Below are 23,501 nucleotides of genomic sequence, written 5' to 3'. Positions count from 1 at the left end.
ACTCCCGTGGAATCAGCGCGAGCTGAAGATCCACTTAGGAAAGAAAAGAATTTTCTTTCCTAAGTTAGCTGAAGCCGTGCCCACAGGACGCGGAGCCTATTTCCGGAGCTTTGCAACGCAGATAAAATATTTCAAAATGACCGTTTTGCCATACAGCCTTAGTTGACATAATCCATATTATAGGAAGAAGTTTATTAATTAAGTCAATTAAGATCGGGTGGTTTATTGCCGTTTTTTCTTAGGAAAAACAGCAAGTCATTTGTTATTTTATGTTAAAATTGGAAGTAATACATTTTTTTCATCAGTTGGGAGAAGGTTTCATTGAGAAGAAGATGGATTTTTTTAATGACCTTAATAGTTGTCACTTTGGCTATATTCTTCATTAGTAATCAATGGCGGATTGTGACGTATAAAGAAGTGATGGCGGATATGATAGGAGAAGAAGAAGTGTCATCGATAAGTATTACAGATTGGGAAAATAACAGAGAATTTAACAGTCAGGATAAAGCTGTTATTGCCCCTTTTTTAACAGGATCTTCAAACATGTCATTAAAGAAACGCAATGTAAATGTCGATGTCGACTATATGATGTACATCGAAACAGAAAGTGGCGCACGCTTTGATTTGGGGATTGGAAAGAATAGAATGACGATTTCACATGCAGGTGAATTTTCGATTATCGGTCAAAATACGCTTTACCCATTATTTGAACATGCAGATTGGCAATCTAAGTAAGCTGTAGTGTTAGGGGTTATTCGATTGCAAGGGAAACCGAAGAAATATAGGTATTGGATTCCATTTGTATGTGCCATGTTTGTTTTGATTAATGTTGTGATGAAGATCAATGATATGGAAACCCCGCAAACCGGAGTATGGTCACCGCCAGATCCGAAACTCATCTTATTTATAAAATGGTATGGTGGAATAATGGCAGGAATATCATTTGCTTTCGGTTTGTATGGTTTATATCGATATAAAAAAGTGATGAGGTTGAAAACAAATAAAGAAGGGGAAATGTGAGATGAACTGGCAAGCACTCGGCAGTATGGGCTGGTTACTATTAATATTCATGATCGTGATATGTTTAATAGCCTTTATTTTTCATAGTGTAGGTACATTTTTTAAAGATAATGGAGGCGATAACACTTATACGCCTACTAGGAAGGAAAGAAATATTGAGCAGAAGTTAGATCGAATTATTGAGTTGTTGGAAAAAGAAAAGAATTGAATGCGTATGAAAAGGAAGGTGATTTTCCGTGAGTAATCAAACACCAGAAGAGAGAAGAGAGCGGTTGAGACAACAGAAGTTGAAAGGAAATCCATCAGGCAGTATTCATGGTGGCGGAATTGCTGATTTAGTTGGAAGTTTAGGATGGAAAGGTACGGGCATTTTAATTGTAGTGATAATCGTTGGTGTTATCATTTATAATGTCTTTTTCCGTTAAAGTAGAATAATGGAGGATAATACATACACATGATCATATTGAAAGGAAATAAAGTCATTTTACAAGAAGCAAATGATGGGGATTTAGCGGAGTTATTCTATTGGAAATTTGAAGAGAAGGAACAAGCAGCAAAAAAGTGGAATGGTCCTTATATCAAAGAAAAGAGAGTGTCAAAAGAAGCGTATCGGCAAAGTTGGAAGCAAGATATTATCGAAGGTATTCCTTCCTCGTTAGTAATCAAAACGGGTGAGAAAGTGATTGGATATGTTGGCTCCTACTGGGTGGATAAACACACCAATTGGCTAGAAACAGGGATAGTGATCTATGACAGTAACTATTGGAACGGCGGTTATGGTTCAGAGGCTTATAATCTGTGGATTGACTATCTTTTTGCATCTACTGCTATTCACCGGCTTGGTATGTCAACATGGTCCGGTAATAGCAGAATGATAAGGGTTGCGGAAAAACTGGGAATGAAGGAAGAAGCAAGAGTAAGAGAGGCAAGAGTGGTGAACGGTGAATATTTTGACGCTATTAAGATGGGAATTTTGAGGCGAGAATGGGAAGGATTAAAATAAGGAAAGCCGACCAATCGAGGCCGGCTTCTTTCCGTTAACACTGAAATAAACTTATTCCTCTAACCACATTTTCGCCATCTCTTTTTGGTCCAAGTTAAAATACTCAATCTTCGTACTTGGAAAGAGACTTTCTAACTTAGAATCTTCTTTCAGATATTTACTGTCCGCAACAAAGGCAGTTTTATTGAAGCTTTTCCAGTGCTTAATCATTTTGAAATCTTCTATTAGTGCTTTAAAGGTTAATCCTTCCCAATTTTCCAAGAGGAGCAGCACGTTCACTTTTTCTAAGTCACTAACTTTATTGTCAAAGAAATCGTCGACTTGCTGAATGTCCTCCTTAGTTAATTTTCCACTTGCACTTATTTCTACAATAGAGCTGTTCTCAATATTTGCAATCTCAATCATCTAATTTCATCCTTTCCGTGCTTATCTATTTAACCATTCCTTGTTTGAGAGTGGATTAAACATGCTCGGCATGCTTTTGAAAAATTATAAGTAATGAAAAATCGATTATATAAAGGAGAGATAAAATGTATCTGTTAATATCTATCATATCTAGCGCGATACTAGGCTTACTTCTTTTCATGCTGGGTCCAATTTTTGGCGGGTTAATCGCATTTGGGATTATAGTCGGCTGTCTGTTTAGAGGATTATATTTATTAAGTGCGATACATCAACAATTAAGCCAGGTTACGTCGAACGAAACTGAAGTCTCTCGAATACTTGGAAGAGAAGGAGCAAAGCAGTAGGTGAGATGCTCTGCTCTTGTTAGTCTAACTGAACATAACCTTTAAGTTTGAAATCGCCGTACTCTTTAGCAAAAGTAAAGCGGTATGTATGCTGTTCCCTGGTACCCTCTGTTTCCTTCTCCACTTTAGCTATGAGGTTAAACAGGTAGAGAGAACGACTGACCTCATCCACATGGATATCTAGCAATCTTCCTTCAGGATAAAGCTCTTGCTCTATCACCGAGAACACCATCTCTTCCTTCAATACGGCGTCAGCAATTGCCTTGAAATCTTCTTCATCAGTAAGCGCATAATAGGATTCCAACAGATCTTTCCCAATATTCACTAATTTTTGATCGGAATAAAAATAAGGAGTAAATAACTGATACATAAAAAAGAATAAAATAAGTATGCTCGCTATTACGCGAATCGGAATATGAAAGCGAATGTCGTCTAACCATTGATCTATTTTCATAGAAAACCAGATAAATGTTGTTAGTGCTATCGCTAAAATAATGAAATACATAAAGTGATCCATATGAAACCAATCGTCTCTGATCAAAAAATAAAAGAAATAACTAGACAAACATAATATGAACGTTAGTCTGACAACCTTTTGCCTTGCATTGCTCTTAGAAAAAGGTCGATCACTCATCACAATACCTCCACTTCTTGTGCCATTCATGCATTATCCTTGGCATTATATTCTGTTATTACTGTTTATCACGGCGGGCGCTAACCTTCCGTAATAGCCCCGCTGATTGAAGTCTCACTTTATTCATTGTAACAAAACTGCAAACGATTTCGAAAATCAATTGACGTTAAGCGTATTTCTCGCTACAATTAAATTATTCCATAATATAAAATAGTGTTCCACATTATGAAATTTGAGGAGGTGGAGTAATGGCACAGGTTCAATCGGTGGAGCGAACTTTTTCAATACTGGAAATTGTTGCACAGTACCCGAGCGGGATCAGTATTACCGCCTTAGCTAAAGAAATGGACTTGGCTAAAAGTACTGTCCATCGTTTGCTGGGTACATTGGTAGCTAGAGGTTATGTCCAAAAAGACGCCCATACAGGTTATTATCAGCTAGGTGTTCAATGTCTGGTATTAGCAAGTTCACTGTTAAATAATCTAGATATTCGAAGCATTGCCAAAGACGCGTTGCACCGCCTTGCTGAGTATGCCGGTGAAGTCGTTCACTTATGCATTCATGATCAGAATGAAGTCGTTTACATCGATAAAGTTGAAAGTGAACAAACACTCAGAATGTACTCACAAATAGGAAAAAGGGCTTTGATGCACTGTACCGGGGTGGGAAAGGCATTGCTTTCAGGATTTAGTGAGCAAGCCATTGACCAATTAGTGAAGGAAAAAGGCTTACCTTCATTTACAGATACAACGATAACGACGAAGGAAGAGCTGGAGCAATCGTTAAAGACTATTCAAGAACAAGGTTATGCCATTGATGAACAGGAACATGAGATGGGAATCCGTTGTATTGCAGCACCTATTTTTGATCATGATGGTCATGTAGTTGCCGCAATTAGTATTGCTGGTCCTATTGAAAGAATGACAAAAGAACGAGTAGAAGGCGATTTGACAAGAGCGATATTGAAAGAAAGTCATGATATATCAGCGAAGTTAGGCTATCTTAACAAATAAAGGAGAAGGTGACAAAATGAAGATTACCAATATTGAAACGTTTGTCGTACCGCCAAGATGGTGCTTTGTGAAAGTAGAGACCGATGAAGGTATTGCGGGTTGGGGAGAGCCGGTCATTGAAGGGAAAGCAGCTACTGTCGAAACGGCGGTACAAGAGCTGTCAGAATTTTTAATTGGAAAAGATCCACTGAATATTGAAGACCACTGGAATGTGATGTATCGTGCCGGCTTCTACCGTGGTGGTCCAATATTGATGAGTGCGATTGCCGGGTTGGATCAGGCTTTATGGGATATAAAGGGTAAATATTTCAATGCACCTGTTTATCAGCTGTTAGGTGGCGCTTGTCGGGAATCTATTCGTGTGTATTCCTGGATTGGCGGTGACAGGCCAAGTGATGTTGGAGAGGCTGCTAAGAAAGTAGTCGATGCCGGCTTTACAGCAGTGAAAATGAACGGTACAGAAGAACTGCAATACGTAGACAGTTATGAAAAAATTGATCATGTAGTCGAAAGAATAGCTTCTGTCCGGGAAGCGGTTGGGCCATATATCGGTATTGGCATCGATTTTCATGGAAGGGTTCACAAACCGATGGCCAAAATACTTGCTAAAGAATTAGAAGTATTTCGTCCTATGTTTATAGAGGAGCCTGTTTTGCCGGAAAATAATGAAGCGTTAGCGGAAATAACCAAGCATACTTCCATTCCAATTGCGACTGGCGAACGGATGTATTCACGCTGGGATTTCAAACCATTATTTGAAGCTGGTTACGCTGATATTATTCAGCCTGATCTATCACATGCAGGTGGTATTACGGAAGTGAAGAAGATTGCCTCGATGGCAGAAGCTTATGATGTTGCAGTTGCACCACACTGTCCGTTAGGTCCAATTGCACTTGCGGCTTGCTTACAGATGGATGCAACAGCTCATAATGCGTTTATTCAGGAGCAAAGCTTAGGCATTCACTACAATAAAGGAAATGATCTGCTTGATTATATAACCGATCACGCTGTTTTTCATTATCAAGATGGACACGTGAAGATTCCGCAAGGTCCAGGATTGGGCATTGAGATAAATGAAGAAAAAGTAAAAGAATTAGCGAAAACGGGACATAAATGGCGTAACCCAGTTTGGCGTCATCAGGACGGAACGGTAGCAGAATGGTAAGGAGGTCGTATGATGGATGTCGTAACAATCGGTGAAACGATGGCCTTGTTTACACCAGAAACAACAGGAAAGATGCGTTATTCATCTCATTTTTCCCGGAAGTTCGCTGGTGCCGAAACGAATGTAGCCATTGGATTAGAACGGCTGGGATTCCATGCTGGATGGATCAGCAAGGTTGGAAATGATGAGTTAGGCAAAGCGCTTCTCTCTTTTGTCCGCGGAGAAGGTGTGGATGTTTCTGGTGTAACAACGGATGATCAGGCACCAACTGGTCTGTATTTTAAAGAGCTGCGAACAGAGAATGATGTCAGGGTGTACTATTATCGGGCGGGTTCAGCAGCAAGCAGAATAACACCGGATGATATTATGGAAGACTATATTGCAAATGCGAAGTATCTTCATCTGACGGGGATTACGCCTGCTTTAAGCGACAGTTGTTATCAGGCGGTATTACAAGCGATCCAATATGCTAAAAAACATCAGGTGACAATTGTATTTGACCCGAACATTCGTGAGAAATTATGGGCATCGAAAGAAAAAGCAAAAGAAGTTCTTTTGCAGTTGTCGGCTCAGGCGGATATTGTTTTGCCTGGTATCAGTGAAGCAAAATATCTCTTTGGTGAACAGAAATCAGCGGATTATGGCAGGCTTTTTATCGAGAACGGGGCCGCTACTGTAATTTTAAAAGAAGGAAGTAAGGGTGCACATTACTTTTCTGATAATGCAAGCGGATTTGTCCCGAGTTATCCGGTAGATCGAGTGGTAGACCCGATTGGAGCAGGGGATGGCTTTGCAGCCGGTATTCTGTCAGGTTTACTGGAAGGCATGTCGCTAGAGAGAGTTATCGCCCGTGGTAATGCGATCGGGGCAATGGTGACGATGGTCAATGGAGACGTTGAGGGATTGCCGGATTTAGAAGAAATCGCCCATTTTATGAAAAAAGACAAAGAGGATGTCAAACGGTAAAGGAGCGAAATGCAAATGGAAACCTTGCAAAAAATTTATCAGCATAAATTAGTTGCGATCATCCGTGGTGTAGCGCCAAAGGATGTGATCGACGTGACGAAGGCATTGTATGAAGGCGGTATCAGAACGTTAGAAATAACGGCAGATACACCGAAGGTATTGGAGATTATTGAGAAAGTAAGGACGGAATTTGATGATCAAATGATTGTCGGTGCTGGAACGGTTTTGGATGCGGAAACAGCACGTGCTGCAATTATGGCAGGTTCACAATTTATTTTTTCGCCAACGGTAGATGTCGATACCATTAAGCTAACCAAAAGATATGGCATCGTCAGCATTCCAGGGGCGATGACGCCAACCGAAATATTGACAGCTTATGAGAATGGCGGGGATTTAATTAAAGTGTTTCCTGCTACAATTCTTGGCCCCACCTATTTGAAAGACATGAAAGGACCGTTGCCTCACATTCCATTAATGCCAACAGGTGGTGTTAATCTCGACAATATCTCGGAATACTTTAAAGTAGGTGCCAAAGCAGCAGGCCTAGGCAGTGCGTTAGTCCGTGGCCAAGACAACTATTCAGCAGCAGATCTTCAAGCATTAACGAAGAGAGCACAACAGTTTACTGCAAAACTGTAAGCAGGGGAGTGACAAACATGACAAAAGATTGGCAAACATTATCTGTCCTGGAACGAAACCGGACAAAAGCGAGAGCACACTATATTCCTTATGCAGATCAGCAGACAGCAAAAAAGGATGTGCGCTCTCATTCAGATCGTTTTCAACTGTTGAATGGCAAGTGGAAATTTGCGTATTTTCCGACAGATCAGCATGTGCCAAACGACGTGGCTCAGTGTGATGTCAGTGATTGGGATCAGTTGTACGTGCCATCGAATTGGCAAATGCATGGCTATGGAATTCCGCACTATACGAATAAACAATATCCATTTCCAATTGACCCGCCGCATATCCCTACGGAAAATCCTACAGGGGTCTACCGGCGAACTTTTTATCTTAATGAAGAATGGGAAGACAAACGAGTATTTATTCGTTTTGAAGGTGTCGACAGTGCTTTTCATCTTCTGATCAATGGAGCGGAAGTAGGATATAGTCAAGGTAGTCGAATCCCGAGTGAATTTGCCATTTCTGATTTCGTGCAACCTGGAGAAAATGAGATTACCGTGAAGGTGTATCAATGGTCAGATGCCAGTTATATCGAAGATCAGGATATGTGGTGGCTGAGTGGAATCTTCCGGGATGTGTATGTATTGGCACGCCCAGCATGTCACGTGGAAGACTTTTTTGTCCAAACTGTGCTGGATGAGAATTATCAGGATGCTACGTTGCAGATAGAAACAGTACTCAATATCGATCCGGGCAGTGATTACCAGCTTCAATTCCAATTATTTGATTCAGAGGATAAGTTGTTGAAGGTATGGGACACAGCACTGACTGGCAGAACAACGATGACATCGGCAGAATTGGCAAATCCGAAGAAATGGAGTACCGAAAGTCCAGCATTGTATCAGCTGCTCATTACCTTAAAGCACAATAATCAGGTGGTGGAAGTGATACCGGCTCAAGTTGGCTTTCGCTCTGTTGAATTGAAAAATGGTCTGATGCTCGTAAATGGAAAAGCGATCAAATTAAAAGGTGTAAATCGTCACGATCATCATCCGGATCTCGGTAAAGCAGTACCGCTAGAATGGATGATTGAGGATGTGAAACTGATGAAACGCCACAATATTAATGCTGTCAGAACGGCGCATTATCCGAATGATCCTCGTTTTTATAAGCTGTGTAATGAATATGGGTTGTATGTGATTGATGAAGCTGATTTGGAATGTCACGGCTTTGAATACATCGGCCAGCCGCATATGATCAGTGATGATCGAGAGTGGCAAGAAGCCTATCTCGACCGGATGATCCGGATGGTAGAACGTGATAAAAATGAACCGTCGATTATTATGTGGTCATTAGGGAATGAATCTGGCTACGGACAGAATCATGATGCTATGTATCAGTGGAGCAAAGAGCGTGATCCTTCTCGGCTTGTACATTATGAAGGAGAATGCCGTACCATCATGAATGCGAGCGACAAAGATCCGAGTGTAGATCCCGTTTCTTCTGATGTGTTTACAACCATGTATACAGATATCGATATACTAGAAAATCTGGGAACGAAGGATTTCCTGAAAACACCGCATATTGTCTGTGAATATGCGCATGCGATGGGGAACAGTCCTGGTGCGTTAAAGGAATATTGGGATACATTCTATCGTTATCCAAGATTGCAAGGTGGATTTGTCTGGGAATGGATGGATCACGGGATTAGAACGAAAACAGATGATGGAACAGAATATTTTGCCTATGGTGGCGATTTTGGTGATCAGCCGAACGATTCCAATTTTGTGATGGATGGGTTGGTTATGTCTGATCATACGCCATCGCCAGCACTTGCTGAGTACAAGAAAGTACTTGAGCCTGTATATATGGAAGGTTTTGATTGGGGAGAGAAGACGGTAAATGTAACGAATCGTTATGATTTCATAAGCCTTGGGCATTTGCTGCTTGTGTGGACGATAGAAGTAGATGGCAAAGTGATCGAAAGTGGTTCAATCCCATTAGAAGAGATTCAGCCTTTTGAAACAAAAAAAATAGTGGTGCCGATTCAGACGGGAGCACTTACTGAGGATGCTTGGCTGAATATGAAATGCGTATTGGCCGAAGATGTTGCCTGGGCACGAGCAGGTTATGAAATGGCATGGTCTCAGTACCAGGTGCCTGCTGTAGATAAGCGAACACCGCTATATCGTGCACAGTCCGGCTTTTTGTCTGTTACAGAGCATGCACAGCAACTGGAGATTCAATCTGCTGACTTTTTGATAGCATTCGATAAAATAAAGGGTGAGCTTGCGAAGTGGGAGGTTCGAGGAGAGAACCTGCTATCCCGTGCACCGAAGTTAAATGTGTGGCGAGCATTAATCGATAACGACATATATGAAACGAATCAATGGAAACCAGTGAGTAACATGAGCTACTGGAAACAATTCGGTTTGCATTGGTTGCAGCATCGCCTTGAGCGGTTGGACTATCATATCAGCGAAGATCGCAAGAAAGTGGAAGTAAAGGCGACAGTCCGGATTGCACCGCCGAAATTGGCCTGGTCGATTGATACTACGTACACTTATCACATTTTTGCAAGTGGTGATATAAGGCTGCGTGTCCAAGGAGGCTTTAACGGTGATGTGCCGGAAACGATTCCGAGAATTGGTCTGCAAATGAAAGTACCACGAGACTTTCAGCAGGTGAGTTGGGATGGTGGGGGACCTGGTGAGGCTTATGTCGATAGTCGAGAGGCATCTCGTCAGGGCGTCTGGTCGAGTCAAGTAGCTGACTTGTTTACCAATTATGCGGTGCCACAGGAAAATGGTAATCGCCATCAGGTAAAATGGATGACCTTAACCGCTGAACAATCTGCTGGAATGCTTGTCATTGGCGAACCAGACTTTGATTTCAGTGTGCAACGATACGATATGGAAACGATTGATCAGGCGCGTCATACCTATGATTTAACAGAAGCAGAGGCACTGACCGTCAACCTTGATTATAAACAGCATGGGCTAGGTTCGGCGAGTTGTGGTCCAGATGTGTTAGAACAGTATCAATTACGACCAGAAGACTTTTCATTTACGCTGCGGCTTATGCCATATACTAGCGAGGATGATGCAGCTTCTTTAGCAAAAACAGTCTTGCAATAAATTTTATGGCCACTTTTCGCTGTTTTATGGTCACTTTTCGTTATTTAATGGCCACTTTTTCGTTTTTTATGGTCACTTTCAGCAACTTAATGGCCACTTTTCCGCTTTTTATGGCCACTTAGCTAAAAATTCCCGACTCCAAATGGAAAGCGGGAATTTTGGTGTTTCATTAAATGGTATCAAAAGTGAACGTTGTTTTCGTGAAGTATTTTTCCCCTTTGTTTAGCCAAACAGATGGGAAGCCTTCATGGTGAATCGAAGCTGGTGATGCTTGTGTTTCCAGGCAAAGACCAAGGTATCTTACCGATTCGCGCTCACGTAGTTTTAATCCTTCTGGAAGGTTATTAGACGTGTACATGACTACTCCAGGCTGATCTGTTACAACAGATAATCGGCGGCCACTGTTATGATCAATGACTTCTGCATTTTCGCTGCTGTCCTGGTCGAACAGGAAGTAGTGATCATAGCCGTGATTGGCTACGAGATTTTGTTTGTAATCAGATGTGACACCATCTTTCATCGGACGGCCCTCACGAAAATCATAAACGGATCCATCAACATCAAGAATGGTACCGGTAGGAATTAATTCGTCATCTAATTCTACAAATCTGCTACTGTCTAACCTGATCTCATGATCTTGAATATCGGATTTCAGATTACCACTTAAGTTAAAATAGCTGTGATTTGTTGTCGTTAATACCGTACCGTGATCTGAGATGCCTTCATACGTAATCGTAAAGGCATTTTCATTTGTTAAGGAATAAGTAACATTCATATCCAAATTTCCAGGATAACCATTTTCGCCATCTTTACTATGAAGAGTTAAGGTCAAGCCAACTTCTTCATTATTCTCAAACGGTGTCGTTGTCCAGATCGATTTATGAAAACCAGGTTCACCACCATGAAGATGATGTGCTCCTTCATTCTGCGGTAATGTATAAGTCTTGCCGTTCATATCGAATTCTGCTTTTTCAACCCTGCCGGCAACACGCCCGATTAAGGCACCGAAATAGCCAGGATTCACAAGGTAATCAGCATAATCATCAAAGCCGATCACGACATTTTCCAAGTTTCCTTCTCGGTCAGGGGCAAGAATTTTTGTAATAATTCCGCCAAAATTAAGAATGGAAACAGCCATTCCATTATCATTGACAAGCGTAAACTCTTTCCATTGCTGATCTTGTACGTTGATTACTTCTGTTTTTACTTCCATTATCCGGTCCTCCTACTGCTTATGCATCGTTAAGATGTGACAGAAATCGTTTGAATGCGGCGCGTCCTGCAGTATCTGTTTTGTATACACCTGCATCTTCTAATACGCGGGCGAATTTCTTTCCTAATTCATCCTCAACAATTTTGTCCACGTTTGTTTCGGTAATGCTTTCATAACTGTCCTTTATTGATTGTACCCAATTCGCATGATAGTCTGCAACCGTTATCGTTTGATCCAGCAGATGTTGCTTGATCATTTCTAACTCATCTTTGAGACGAGGAGGTAATACGGCGAGGCCCATCACCTCAATTAATCCGATGTTTTCTTTTTTGATATGATGGACGTCTTCATGTGGATGGAAGATACCCATTGGATGTTCGTCCGTCGTGCGATTATTACGAAGAACAAGGTCGATTTCAAATTGTCCATTTCGCTTGCGAGCAATTGGCGTAATCGTATTATGTGGCGTTGTATCCGTATATGCAAGTATATCTGCATCCGGATCACTGTAGTCACGCCATTTTTGCAAAATATAATCGGATGCTTCGACTAACCGGTTGCGGTCACGGTGACGCAGGCGAATAACTGATAATGGCCATTTCACTACAACTGCTTCGACATCGGAAAATGTATCCAGGTCAAACTGGAATTCTTCTTCTGCATCTGTCATTGCAAAGGTATAATGTCCGCCCTGATAATGGTCATGCGACAGAATACTGCCACCAACAATCGGTAAGTCGGCATTGGAACCAATGAAATAATGAGGGAATTTCTCTACAAATGCAGTCAGTCTGGCGAATGAATGCCAATCAATTTTCATTGGTCGGTGTTCACGGGCAAAAATGATACTGTGTTCATTGTAATAAACATACGGTGAATATTGTAAGAACCAGGACTCATCTTCTAAGGGAACTTCAATGACCCGGTGATTCGAGCGGGCTGGGTGACCAATCCGTCCAACATAACCTTCATTCTCAGCACAAAGCAAACACTTCGGATAGGCGCTATCCTGTTTCATTTCTTTTTCACGTCTGATTTGTTCTGGATCTTTTTCCGGCTTCGATAAGTTTATGGTGATATCTAACTCTCCGTAGTCGGAAGGGGTTTTGAACTGAATGTTATGTGCAATTCGCTTCGTTTGGATGTAATTACTATCTTTACTTAGTCGATAAAAATAATTGGTCGCCGTTTCAGCTGAGTCTTGATATTTCTGATAAAAGACAGCATTGATTTCAGATGGCTTCGAAAGGAAGACATCCATTATTTTCGCTGTCAGCTGTTCGCGTTCGTCCAGTAATCCTTCAATTAATTGTTTTTCTACTGCGAGATCCGCTAACTCCTCCAGGACATCAGGAATCTCCAACTCTAGTGCCGGAGCATCCTCCTGATATGCTACTTCTTCTAAGAGTCCTAGTACCTGATTACGGGAGTAAATTCGATCACTTGCTTTAATTAGTTCTTTTTCGACGGCTTTATCTACTAAGGTGTTTACTAAACTCGCAATCTCTGCCATCCTTAATCCTCCTTGTAACCATGTGGGTTTGCCTGATGCCAGTTCCAAGCATCTGTTAAAATGCGGTCAATATCCGTTCTCGATGGATTCCAGCCAAGCATTCGTTTTGCTTTGTCCGAAGCAGCAATTAATGTGCTAGGGTCACCAGCTCTTCTTGGAGCTACAACGGCAGGGATTTCATGCTTGGTTACTTTACGCGCTGCATCGATAATCTCTTTTACAGAGAAGCCCTGACTGCTTCCTAAGTTGAAGACGTTACTGTCTCCGCCTTCTTTCAAGTATTTTAAGGCAAGGATATGTGCATCAATTAAATCCTCTACATGAATATAATCACGGATACATGTGCCATCTTCCGTGTTATAGTCATCACCAAAGATTGAGATATGTTGACGTTGATTTAATGCTACTTGTAAGACAATAGGAATCAGATGAGTTTCTGGACGGTGATCTTCACCGATTTCACCAGTACTGCGAGCTCCTGCCACATTAAAATAGCGAAGGGAAACAAATCGGGTACCGTGTGCTGCTTCGGTCCATTTCATCATTTTTTCCATAGTCAGCTTTGTTTCACCGTACGTGTTTGTCGGCTGTGTCGGCATTGTTTCGGTAATTGGTACTTGCTCAGGCTCTCCATAAGTTGCAGCAGTTGATGAGAAGACGATATGTTTAATGTCAAACTCGGTCATCGCTTGCAACAGGACTTGTGTACCGTACACGTTGTTATCAAAATATTTAAGCGGATTTTCCATCGATTCACCGACTAATGAATTTGCCGCAAAGTGCAGAACGCCATCGATCTGCTCGTGGCTGAATACTTCGCGGAGAAAATCGATATCACGAATATCACCGTTATAGAAGGTCGCATCTGGATGAATGGCACCTTGATGTCCTGTTAATAAGTTATCAATCACCACTACCTCATATCCTTGATCCATTAATTGATAGACAGCATGGGAACCAATATATCCCGCTCCACCTAAAACTAAAATACGCATCACAAATTCCCCCTTATTATAATGAAATTTCTTTCGCACCGTCGCCAATAGCGGCTACATAGAAAGTAGGCGCATAGCCAATTTTCTCCTGATAGGCTTTGTCGATCGCTGCTTTTACTTGTTCTACTTCTGTTTTTTCTACAATGGCAATGGCACAGCCGCCAAAGCCTGCACCTGTCATACGAGCTCCGAGGACTCCTTTTTGCTGCCATGCTGTGTCAGCGATGGTATCCAGTTCCACACCTGTTACTTCATAATCATCACGCAATGAAATGTGCGATTGGTTAACAAGCTGACCAAATGTTTCCAAGTCACCTTCTTTTAACTTTTGCAATGCTTTAATGGTTCTTGCATTCTCGTATACGGCATGTTTAGCCCGTTTTTGATTGATGGCATCTTTAATAAGATCACGATTTTCTTCAAACTGTTCAGGTGTTAACTCACCCAGGCTGTTAATGTCCAGTTTTGCCTGCAGATCTGCTAAAGCCTGCTCGCATTGACTGCGACGTTCGTTGTATTTCGAGTCTGCTAATTCACGGCGTTTGTTCGTATTGATAATAATAATATCGTGTTGTTCTAACTGAATCGGTGCATATTCATAATGTAGCGTATCACAATCTAATAACATGGCGTTATCTTTTTTACCCATCCCAATTGCGAATTGATCCATGATACCACTGTTAACACCGATGTATTGATTCTCGACTTTTTGTCCGATTTTTACCATGCGGATACGGTCAATATCTAAGCGATAGAGATTCTCTAATAACACGCCGGTTACCAGCTCAATTGAAGCAGAGGAGGATAGTCCAGCCCCATTCGGAATATTTCCGTAGATAAGCACATCAAAACCGCTGTCAATCTGAAATCCTTCTTCTTGGAAATAGAGAATCATTCCCTTAGGAAAGTTCGTCCAGTCATCTTCTTTTTTATACGTTAGATCGTCTAAAGATACTTCGAAGATACCTTTGTCAGCAAAATTCTCAGAGAATAAGCGTATCGTACGATCTTGACGAGGGACAGCTACAGCATAAGTTCCAAAAGAAATTGCTGCAGGGAAAACGTGTCCGCCATTATAATCTGTGTGCTCGCCAATTAAGTTAATTCTTCCAGGGGCGAAAAAAGTTCTTGGTTGCTCGGTAGTTTGAAAAACGTCTTGAAATTTAGCTACTAGGTTAGAAAGTTCCATCTATCCAGTAACCTCCTTTGATGTATTTTGTCGACTTAATTAAATTAATTTACTAACTTTATTGTAAGCGATTTTGACAAGATATACAACATGAATAAGAAAAATAATTTATGATTAGATTTACAAAAGTTAACAATATCTTTACTACTAGTTTAATTTTCCCCAATTTTCGACTGCTACACTTACTTATGTAGTAAAAATTAAAGGAGGGCAAGAAATGAAAACACGGTCAAAATGGAAGGTCACAAGTTTGTTTCTGGCATGTTTAGTTTTCTTTACACAATTGACTAGCGCATTTGTTCCAGTCGTACAACTGGATGCAGCAGGGAATGATGCAGATGATTTACTTTTTTCAGAGTATGTGGAAGGTAGCAGCAATAATAAAGCATTGGAAATATACAATGGAACAGGGAGTGAGGTCGATCTATCTTCGTATGCTTTGGAACTGTATTCAAACGGGAATACCTCTGTTCAATCCACATTACAATTATCCGGAACGTTAAGTGATGGTGATGTTTATGTGATTGCTAACAGTAGTGCTTCAGCTGAGATCAAAGCGGTAGCAGACCTTTTGCATAATATTAGTAATTTTAATGGCAATGATGCCGTTATCCTGAAGAAGAACAATGAACAAATCGATGTAATTGGTGAGATTGGCAACGATACAGAATATGCAAAAGATGTCACCTTAGTACGTAATGTTTCTGTGTTGTCTGGGAACTTAAGCTTCGATGCATCAGAATGGATGGAATATCCGCAAGATACGTTGACTTATCTCGGCAGCTATGGAGAAGGAGATGATTCTTCAGAAGGAGATCCAACAGAAGCTGGTGAAGTAATTGCTATCGCAGATGCACGTCAACAAGCAAATGGGAATGAGGTAACCATTGAAGGTGTCGTTACTTCTGGGAATTTAGCTGATCCTAGTGGTACGCAATTATCCTATTACATACAAGATCAGTCAGCCGGTATTAATTTATTCAGCTTGGATGGAGCAGGCTATACTGAATTAACAGAAGGAGATCGCATTAAGGTTACAGGTGAATTGGATGAATATAATGGCTTGAAAGAGATCGTTCCTGCTTCCCATGAGGCGATCGTGGTTCATGCTAAAGGAGAAAGTTTGCCATCTCCGGCAGCCGTTACTATTGCGGAATTAAATAATGCAGAAGTGGCAGAACCGTTAGAAGGTCAGCTCGTTCAGCTTACAGGATATATGGACTCGATTCCGGTCAGCCCAGCTGGTGGCGGATATAACATATCTTTAACAGATAGTGAATTAAATAGTACGACCTTACGTGTAATGGAAGGAACGATCGATCCCGCTACATTGCAAGAAGGTAAATGGTATGACATTACGGCGGTATTAAGCCAGTATAACAGCTATCAATTACTTCCGCGAAAAGCAGCAGATGTCCAACTGGCTGATGAGCAGCCTGAAGGACCTGATGCCAGTGGTGAATATACCGCGACAGTTGATTATGTAACAGATGGCGACACGATTCGTTTACAAGAAGGCGTATTAGGCTCTGATCGGGTTCGTTTTATTAATATCGATACGCCTGAACTTAGTGTAGCTGGAGCTAATGGTGTTGATGAAGCAAATCAAAAAGAGCACGCACAAGCTGCGAAGGATCGTTTGTCAGAATTACTGCAGCCAGGCGATCAAATTACCTTGAAAATTGGAGAAGAAGCAACAGATCAATATGGTAGATTATTGGCGGAAGTCATTAATAAAGATGGAATCAATACCAATCTGCAAATGGTCGAAGAAGGATTGGCGACCACTTATTTTATATGGCCGATCGGTGATGAACAGGTATACCAGACATATCAGGATACAGTAAAAGCAGCAATCGATAGTGAGCTAGGTATTTGGGATCCGGAAAATCCTTTGAAAGAACTTCCATTTGAATATCGTGCCATCACGGAGGGTGGCGATTTCCATCGTTATGTAGGGAATTCGGAAACGATGAAATATGTAGAACCTACCGAATATGAAGAAGTACCAGTTGAAAAGAGAATATTCTTTGCAAGTGCTGAGGAAGCAGAGGCACAAGGATTTACAGCTGCTGGTGAAGATCCAGGTACAGATCCAGACACGGATCCAGATAGTGAAATGTTAGACGTTCAACTTTTAAGCATGAATGATCTTCATGGGAAAATCGATCAGGAATACACACTGAATCTTGATGGCAATGATGCTGTTTATGGTCGTATGGATTATACGGCGAGCGCTATTAAACAACGCGAACAAGAAAATGAAAACACGTTACTTGTTCATGCCGGTGATATGATCGGTGGAAGCTCGCCAGTATCTGCGTTATTACAGGATGAGCCGACAGTAGAGATCATGAACGAAATGGGCTTTGATGTTGGTACATTAGGAAATCATGAATATGATGAAGGCTTGGCTGAGCTTAATCGTATGATTGACGGGGGAGACCATCCGGAAGGCCTAGGTACAGAAGGGTACGGAGGTATGAATATTGATATGATTTGTGCCAACTGTATTCAGGAAGATACAGGTGAGACATTCCTTCCGCCATATGTCATTAAAGAAGTAGATGGTGTGGAAATTGGTTTTGTTGGGGTGAACACACAGGAAACGATGAATATGGTAATGCCGTCCTCGTTAGAGAATGTAGCATTTACTGATGAAACAGCAGCTGTTAATGATGCAGTAGAAGAGCTGCAGGAACAAGGTGTAGAATCGATTGTTGTATTAGCTCACATGTCTGCCACACAGTCAGGTGCATCTGCTTCGGGTGCAGCAGCTGACTTAGCAAAAGGTGTAAATGATGCGGTGGATATTATCTTTGCTGCTCATAATCATCAGGTTGTGGACGGAGTGGTCGATAATAAGTGGATTATTCAGGCATCAGAATATGGAAAAGCTTTTGCCGATGTTGACCTTCAAATTGATCGTGAGTCAAAAGATATTAAAGATGTGCAAGCAGAAGTCGTTTTTGTAAAACAAGCGGACTACCAGCCTGATCCGGCGGTAAAAGAAATACTGGATTATTATCAATCAGAAGTGGAAACCATTATTAATGAAGAAATCGGCTATAATGGGCAAGAATTGACGGGTCAATATACAAATGATGGCGACCATGGTTTAGGAAATTTAATTGCAGATGGGATGAAATGGGCAATGGATGCTGATTTTGCCATGCATAATGGCGGCGGTATTCGTGACAGTTTGGATGTTGGTCCTATCACTTGGGGTGAAGTGTTTAACATTTTACCATTTGCCAATACATTGATGTCAGTTGATATTAAAGGGAAGGATCTTATTCCGATCTTAAATAACAACTTATCAAGCTATGGTTCTGACTATAGTGTTTCGGGCTTACACTATACGTACAATTACGATTATCAGCATGTAGTCGATATTACACTACCAGACGGTACACCGATTGATCCGGAAGCAACCTATACACTGGCTACAAACAATTATATCGGCACACAAGATGGACCAATTAAAAATTTGGGTACCAATGTACAAATGGGACCTGTTGATGTTGATGCAGCGGTAGATTATTTGAAGTATTTAGATACGACTGAAACGAATCCGTTAGAGATTGGACCAGAAGGCCGAATTGCTCAAACGGACGAGATCCCGGATATGGACACAGAAGGCGAAGTGATTGGTTATAATGCAGAGGATTTAATGGGGGCTTACACCAATGGAAAGGATCATGGCTTAGGGAATCTGATTACCGATAGTATGAAGGCAGAGATGGACAGTGACTTTGCTGTAACTAATGGTGGTGGAATCAGCTCTACTCTACTTAAAGGAGACATTACTGCTGAGTCATTAGAGAAAATCTTGAAGCATGGTAATACATTAGTGAAAATGGAGGTAACAGGGGCAGAGTTAGAAGCAATTTTAAATAACCAGCTCTCTGAAGATGGATCTGACTACAGTGTAGCAGGCTTCCATTATCAATATGATCACGCCGAGCAAAAAGTAGTATCGATTACACTGCCAAATGGTGAGGCCGTACAAGCAGATCAAGTCTATACATTGACGACGAATAATTATCTTGCAGAACGTGGTGTGTTTGCATCGATTGATTCTGAACGAGAAGATGGACTTGTTGATGTCGAAGCACTGGAGAATTATATTGTCTCCTTAGAAACGACTGAGGAAAATCCGTTAATGTATGGACCAGAAGGCCGTATTTCGACAGTGCCGGTAGTAACAGTTCCAGAAGTAAAGGAGAATACGGTTACGGTTAAAGAGGAAGACATTGATAAAGTACCGGATCATGGAACGATTGTTATTAACTTGCGTGACAACGAGCATATAGACGAAAGCAAATCTCTGGAAGTTTCACTTACAAAAGAGCAAATAGTTAAACTGAAAGAGAAGCAAGCGGAAATAATGATCGAGAAAAATGATGTTACGCTCGTTTTCCCACTTAGCCTGTTCAGTGGTGAGGAGAGTGTTACCATCAAAATAGAAAAGCTGGAAGAGGTCGAAGGTGCCTTAAGTAGCGTATATGATTTCACGATTATCGAAGGTGATAAAATAATCGATGACTTTTCGGATCATGGCAGGGTAACAATGACGTTTAAAGTAGATGAAGAAGATGTAACTGATGTGGATCTGATGAAAATCTTTTATTTAAATGAAGAAACAGGTGAATGGGAAGTAATCGGTGGTTCTTATGAAAATGGCATGGTAACAGCAACAACCAACCATTTCTCCACCTTCACCGTGATGCTGGAAACTTCTTCGGATGGGGGAGATGACTTAGATCCTGAACAACCAGTGAACCCCGAAGATCCAGTAGACCCGGAAGAACCCGGTGATAATACTGACACCGATGGGGGCAATGACAACAATGATCAAGATACCGATGATAAGGATGCTTCAACAGATTCAAATGCAAGTAACACATTACCAGAAACGGCAACATCAATCTTTCATTACATGCTGGCAGGATTAATCGTGTTGGCATTAGGCTTGCTAATAATGATTCGCCAACGAATTAAACAATCATAAGCACAAAAGCTGCATCCAATCGCCGGATGCAGCTTTTTGTGCTGAGGTAAGAAAGAAAATGATAAGTTGTCGTATCGCTTTTTAACATGAACGGCCATGTCCAGCTACAGCGCCCTGAAACTAAGTGACTTCCTGCATCGCCCTACGATAAAGAAGATTTGCCAATTGGTGATAACCAGAGGCCTAGTCGCCCTTATGCCCTTGGGCGAAAGTCATCAGCTACATCACTTGCTCACCGTGATTCCTTTATCTCAGTTGATGCCGTCCAGTCGTGGAAGTAATCATGCTGAACAGGAAGATAGGTTCCTATAATATGGATTATGTCAACTAAGGCTATATGGCAAAACGGTCATTTTGAAATATTTTATCTGCGTTGCAAAGCTCCAGAAATAGGCTCCGCGTCCTGTGGGCACGGCTTCAGCTAACTTATGAAAGAAAAGAATTTTCTTTCATAAGTGGATCTTCAGCTCGCGCTGATTCCACGGGAGTCTCCGCCTATTTCCTACGCTTAGGGGAAGTGCTACAACGCATGGAACAGCTAAAAGCAGTGGTTCTAGGCAATGTATTTCATCAATTAAGGTGTAATCTTGCCATATCCTAGCTGTCGCATAAATTGTGGAGCTATACATCAGCGGAGGCCAACCACGGAGACTCCCGCGGGATTGTGCAGGTGCTGGAGATCCACTTTGTGAAGCGTTCTTCTTCACAAAGTTAGCTCCAGCCGTGCCCCGCAGGACGCGGAGTGGTTGGACGGAGCGGTATCCCAGCACATTAAATATCTCAATATGGCTGCTTGGCTAGCGATGACTAGTTGACACAATTCATATTATGGGAAGTTTTATAAATGGTGGAATCCTACCATGCAGCAAGATGAAAAGAGAAGTCCATTATGAATGAGGGACAGTTTATTCTTCAACTGTAAGAAGCAAAACATCGACATCCCACTGATGGAATGTCGATGTTCGTTACAAGCTAATTAATTCTGCTTAATCGCAGCATATTCTTTTCTTGCCAGTTTCGCAGCTTCTACCATTTTTTCTAAAGCAGCGATTGTTTCTGGCTCTTGTCTGGTTTTGAGACCGCAGTCCGGGTTAATCCAGAATTGCTCTACATCAATCGTTTCCAGTGCGCGTTTGATGTTTGCCTCTAACTCATCCAATGTTGGTACACGAGGGCTGTGGATATCATAAACACCGAGTCCGATATCTTTCTTGTAATCATTTGTTTCAAATGTTTCTACCATTTCACCATGGCTTCGAGAAGTTTCGATCGAAATCACATCAGCATCTAAACCATCGATAGCTTCATAGATTTCTCCGAATTCAGAATAGCACATGTGTGTATGAATTTGTGTTTCTGGTTTCACCGTCGATGTTGCCAGTAAGAAGGCATTTACTGCAGCATCGAAATAAGCTGGCCATTTCAAACGATCAAGTGGTAAGCCCTCGCGCAATGCAGGTTCATCAACCTGAATAATACCAACACCCGCTTTTTCAAGTGCCAATACTTCTTTCTCAAGTGCTAAAGCAATTTGATCCTGTACATTGAAACGAGGCAGACCTTCATGAACAAAGGACCAGTTTAAGATTGTAACAGGACCTGTCAGCATCCCTTTTACCGGTTTGTCTGTTAAAGATTGGGCATATTCGATTTCTTTTACCGTAATCGGTTTTTCCCATTCAACATTACCAGCAAGTAGTGGTGGCTTTACACAACGGGAGCCATAGGATTGAACCCAGCCAAATTCTGTAACGGCAAACCCTTTCAGCTTCTCACCGAAGTATTCGACCATATCGGTACGCTCGAATTCACCGTGGACAAGCACATCCAGATCTAAATCCTCTTGAATCTGAATCCATTTCTTTGTTTCTGATTCTACAAATTGTACATACTGCTCGTTCGTTATTTCCGCTTTGCGCCATTTCGTTCTGGTACGTTTTACTTCAGCTGTTTGTGGCAAACTTCCGATTGTTGTTGTCGGTAATAAAGGCAGATTGAGCTTTTCCTGCTGACGTTTTTTTCTTTCGGCAAAAGGTAAATCCCGTTTCGCATCCTGTCTAGCAGCTTCAGGCGTTTGGTTGCGGTATTCCGATTGGTTTAACGCATCAATGGCTTCTGTACTAGCAAGAAATGCTTCTTTGACAGTTTCTTTTCCATCACGAAGCGCAGTGGTCAATGTATGGAGCTCTGTCAATTTTTCATCGGCAAAGCTTAATCCGCCTTTGACTACATCATCCAGTTTCTCTTCCAACTGCTTGGTAACAGGTACATGTAATAGGGAAGAAGAAGGCTGAACAATGAGTGTATCAACCGCTGCTGCCTGTTTAACTTCTTCAAGCAGTTGATATTTTTCCTCTAAATCCGCTCGCCAGACGTTACGTCCGTTAATAATACCTGCGCCTAGAACTTTATCAGTCGGGAAGCCGAATTTTTGAATAAGGGATAAATTATCACCATGGACAAAATCTAAGCCAATCCCGCTTACTGGGAGCTGGATGACACGCTCGTAATGCTGAACTGTTTCAAAGTATGTTTGCAGGATGATTTGAATACCGTTGACATTCTGGGCAATCGTTTGATAAACATTTTCGACGATTTCTATTTCTTTTTCAGAAAGATTTGTACCTAATACGGGCTCATCGACTTGTACCCAAGTAGCGCCAGCATCTGCTAATTCCTGAAGTACTTGCTCATATAGAGGTAATAATTTGTTTACCCAGCTTTCTAATTCATCTTCCTGGTAACCTTTCGCTAATTTAACAAATGTAACAGGGCCAACGATAACTGGTTTTCCATCAATATCTAATTCTTGCTTCGCTTCTTGATAATAGTGAAGCGCGCGGTTTTCGATTAATTTTGGTTCGGTATCCTTCAGTTCAGGTACGATGTAGTGATAATTTGTGTTAAACCATTTAGTCATCTCAGCAGCAACAGCATCTTTCTCACCACGCGCAATAGCGAAATAAGTAGACAAAGCGGATGGATCATGGTGCTGGAATCTTTTTGGAATAATATTGAACGCAACCGCCGTATCTAAAACGTGGTCATAGAAAGAAAAATCGGCTACTGGGATTACATCGATACCTTGTTCCTTCTGCTTCTTTAGCGCTTTTAAACGTAATTGTTTCGTCTGATTTAATAAGGATGCCTCGTTAATATCACCTTTCCAGAAAGCCTCAATTGCTTTTTTCCATTCTCTTTTTTCTCCAATACGTGGATACCCTAGATTTGCGCTTAAAATAGTAGTCATTAAAAAAACTCCTTTT

19 protein-coding genes are annotated in these 23,501 nt (G+C 41.4%); 12 read left to right on the top strand and 7 right to left on the bottom strand.

Annotation, left to right across the window (positions count from 1 at the left end; all coding sequences use genetic code 11):
* The first annotated feature begins 321 nt into the window (after positions 1–321).
* The 5 genes from MUN87_RS10300 to MUN87_RS10280 are packed head-to-tail and all read left to right on the top strand — an operon-like array spanning position 322 to position 2,023.
* Entirely contained in the window at positions 322–735 is a 414-nt protein-coding gene (locus MUN87_RS10300) for a hypothetical protein (protein ID WP_244747680.1), read from the top strand.
* Positions 736–759: 24 nt separating this feature from the next.
* On the top strand, positions 760–1,020 hold the full coding sequence (locus tag MUN87_RS10295; RefSeq protein WP_244747679.1) for a hypothetical protein: 261 nt from the start codon (positions 760–762) through the stop codon (positions 1,018–1,020).
* 1 nt (position 1,021) lies between these two features.
* A complete protein-coding gene (locus MUN87_RS10290; RefSeq protein ID WP_244747678.1) occupies positions 1,022–1,228 on the top strand; it encodes a DUF4083 family protein in 207 nt (68 codons plus the stop codon).
* Positions 1,229–1,256: 28 nt separating this feature from the next.
* Positions 1,257–1,445, top strand: a complete 189-nt coding sequence (locus MUN87_RS10285) for a DUF6366 family protein (RefSeq protein WP_244747677.1) — start codon at positions 1,257–1,259, stop codon at positions 1,443–1,445.
* 29 nt (positions 1,446–1,474) lie between these two features.
* Positions 1,475–2,023: a GNAT family N-acetyltransferase gene (locus MUN87_RS10280; protein WP_244747676.1), complete on the top strand. Its 549-nt coding sequence runs from the start codon at positions 1,475–1,477 to the stop codon at positions 2,021–2,023.
* Between the two features lie 51 nt (positions 2,024–2,074).
* Here the strand turns inward: MUN87_RS10280 and MUN87_RS10275 are convergent, their stop codons facing one another.
* Positions 2,075–2,428: a SpoIIAA family protein gene (locus tag MUN87_RS10275; protein WP_244747675.1), complete on the bottom strand. Its 354-nt coding sequence runs from the start codon at positions 2,426–2,428 to the stop codon at positions 2,075–2,077.
* Between the two features lie 125 nt (positions 2,429–2,553).
* Here MUN87_RS10275 and MUN87_RS10270 point away from each other — a divergent pair, with 125 nt between their 5' ends.
* On the top strand, positions 2,554–2,772 hold the full coding sequence (locus tag MUN87_RS10270; protein ID WP_244747674.1) for a hypothetical protein: 219 nt from the start codon (positions 2,554–2,556) through the stop codon (positions 2,770–2,772).
* Positions 2,773–2,791: 19 nt separating this feature from the next.
* Here the strand turns inward: MUN87_RS10270 and MUN87_RS10265 are convergent, their stop codons facing one another.
* Positions 2,792–3,406, bottom strand: coding sequence for a hypothetical protein (locus tag MUN87_RS10265; protein ID WP_244747673.1), 615 nt, complete (start codon positions 3,404–3,406; stop codon positions 2,792–2,794).
* A 248-nt stretch (positions 3,407–3,654) separates the two neighbouring features.
* Between MUN87_RS10265 and MUN87_RS10260 the strand changes: the two genes are divergently transcribed.
* From MUN87_RS10260 to MUN87_RS10240, 5 genes are read left to right on the top strand one after another with little or no spacing between them, the layout of a single operon-like run.
* Positions 3,655–4,419, top strand: a complete 765-nt coding sequence (locus tag MUN87_RS10260) for an IclR family transcriptional regulator (RefSeq protein WP_244747672.1) — start codon at positions 3,655–3,657, stop codon at positions 4,417–4,419.
* A gap of 16 nt (positions 4,420–4,435) precedes the next feature.
* The gene (gene dgoD, locus MUN87_RS10255) at positions 4,436–5,584 is read left to right on the top strand and encodes a galactonate dehydratase (protein ID WP_244747671.1); all 1,149 of its coding nucleotides are present in this window, start codon (positions 4,436–4,438) and stop codon (positions 5,582–5,584) included.
* Between the two features lie 12 nt (positions 5,585–5,596).
* Positions 5,597–6,550 carry a sugar kinase gene (locus MUN87_RS10250; RefSeq protein ID WP_244747945.1) on the top strand — a complete coding sequence of 318 codons (954 nt, stop codon included), beginning with the start codon at positions 5,597–5,599 and terminating at the stop codon, positions 6,548–6,550.
* 15 nt (positions 6,551–6,565) lie between these two features.
* A complete protein-coding gene (locus MUN87_RS10245; RefSeq protein WP_244747670.1) occupies positions 6,566–7,189 on the top strand; it encodes a bifunctional 4-hydroxy-2-oxoglutarate aldolase/2-dehydro-3-deoxy-phosphogluconate aldolase in 624 nt (207 codons plus the stop codon).
* 17 nt (positions 7,190–7,206) lie between these two features.
* Positions 7,207–10,311, top strand: coding sequence for a glycoside hydrolase family 2 TIM barrel-domain containing protein (locus MUN87_RS10240; protein ID WP_244747669.1), 3,105 nt, complete (start codon positions 7,207–7,209; stop codon positions 10,309–10,311).
* Between the two features lie 169 nt (positions 10,312–10,480).
* On the opposite strand, the gene MUN87_RS10235 is transcribed toward MUN87_RS10240, so the two are convergent.
* Genes MUN87_RS10235 through MUN87_RS10220 form a run of 4 tightly spaced genes read right to left on the bottom strand, consistent with a single transcriptional unit; the run spans position 10,481 to position 15,221 of the window.
* Positions 10,481–11,524, bottom strand: coding sequence for an aldose epimerase family protein (locus tag MUN87_RS10235; protein ID WP_244747668.1), 1,044 nt, complete (start codon positions 11,522–11,524; stop codon positions 10,481–10,483).
* Positions 11,525–11,543: 19 nt separating this feature from the next.
* The gene (gene galT, locus MUN87_RS10230) at positions 11,544–13,037 is read right to left on the bottom strand and encodes a UDP-glucose--hexose-1-phosphate uridylyltransferase (RefSeq protein WP_244747667.1); all 1,494 of its coding nucleotides are present in this window, start codon (positions 13,035–13,037) and stop codon (positions 11,544–11,546) included.
* Positions 13,038–13,039: 2 nt separating this feature from the next.
* The gene (galE, locus tag MUN87_RS10225; protein WP_244747666.1) at positions 13,040–14,032 is read right to left on the bottom strand and encodes a UDP-glucose 4-epimerase GalE; all 993 of its coding nucleotides are present in this window, start codon (positions 14,030–14,032) and stop codon (positions 13,040–13,042) included.
* A gap of 16 nt (positions 14,033–14,048) precedes the next feature.
* Positions 14,049–15,221 carry a galactokinase gene (locus MUN87_RS10220; RefSeq protein ID WP_244747665.1) on the bottom strand — a complete coding sequence of 391 codons (1,173 nt, stop codon included), beginning with the start codon at positions 15,219–15,221 and terminating at the stop codon, positions 14,049–14,051.
* Positions 15,222–15,438: 217 nt separating this feature from the next.
* Between MUN87_RS10220 and MUN87_RS10215 the strand changes: the two genes are divergently transcribed.
* Positions 15,439–20,235, top strand: a complete 4,797-nt coding sequence (locus MUN87_RS10215; RefSeq protein ID WP_244747664.1) for a 5'-nucleotidase C-terminal domain-containing protein — start codon at positions 15,439–15,441, stop codon at positions 20,233–20,235.
* A gap of 976 nt (positions 20,236–21,211) precedes the next feature.
* Here the strand turns inward: MUN87_RS10215 and metE are convergent.
* Positions 21,212–23,485, bottom strand: coding sequence for a 5-methyltetrahydropteroyltriglutamate--homocysteine S-methyltransferase (metE, locus tag MUN87_RS10210; protein WP_244747663.1), 2,274 nt, complete (start codon positions 23,483–23,485; stop codon positions 21,212–21,214).
* Positions 23,486–23,501 lie beyond the last annotated feature (16 nt).

This window comes from Gracilibacillus salinarum (assembly GCF_022919575.1).
Classification (GTDB): domain Bacteria; phylum Bacillota; class Bacilli; order Bacillales; family Amphibacillaceae; genus Gracilibacillus; species Gracilibacillus salinarum.
Note: the sequence above shows the minus strand (reverse complement) of the source record. Positions and strands in the feature narration are given on the sequence as shown.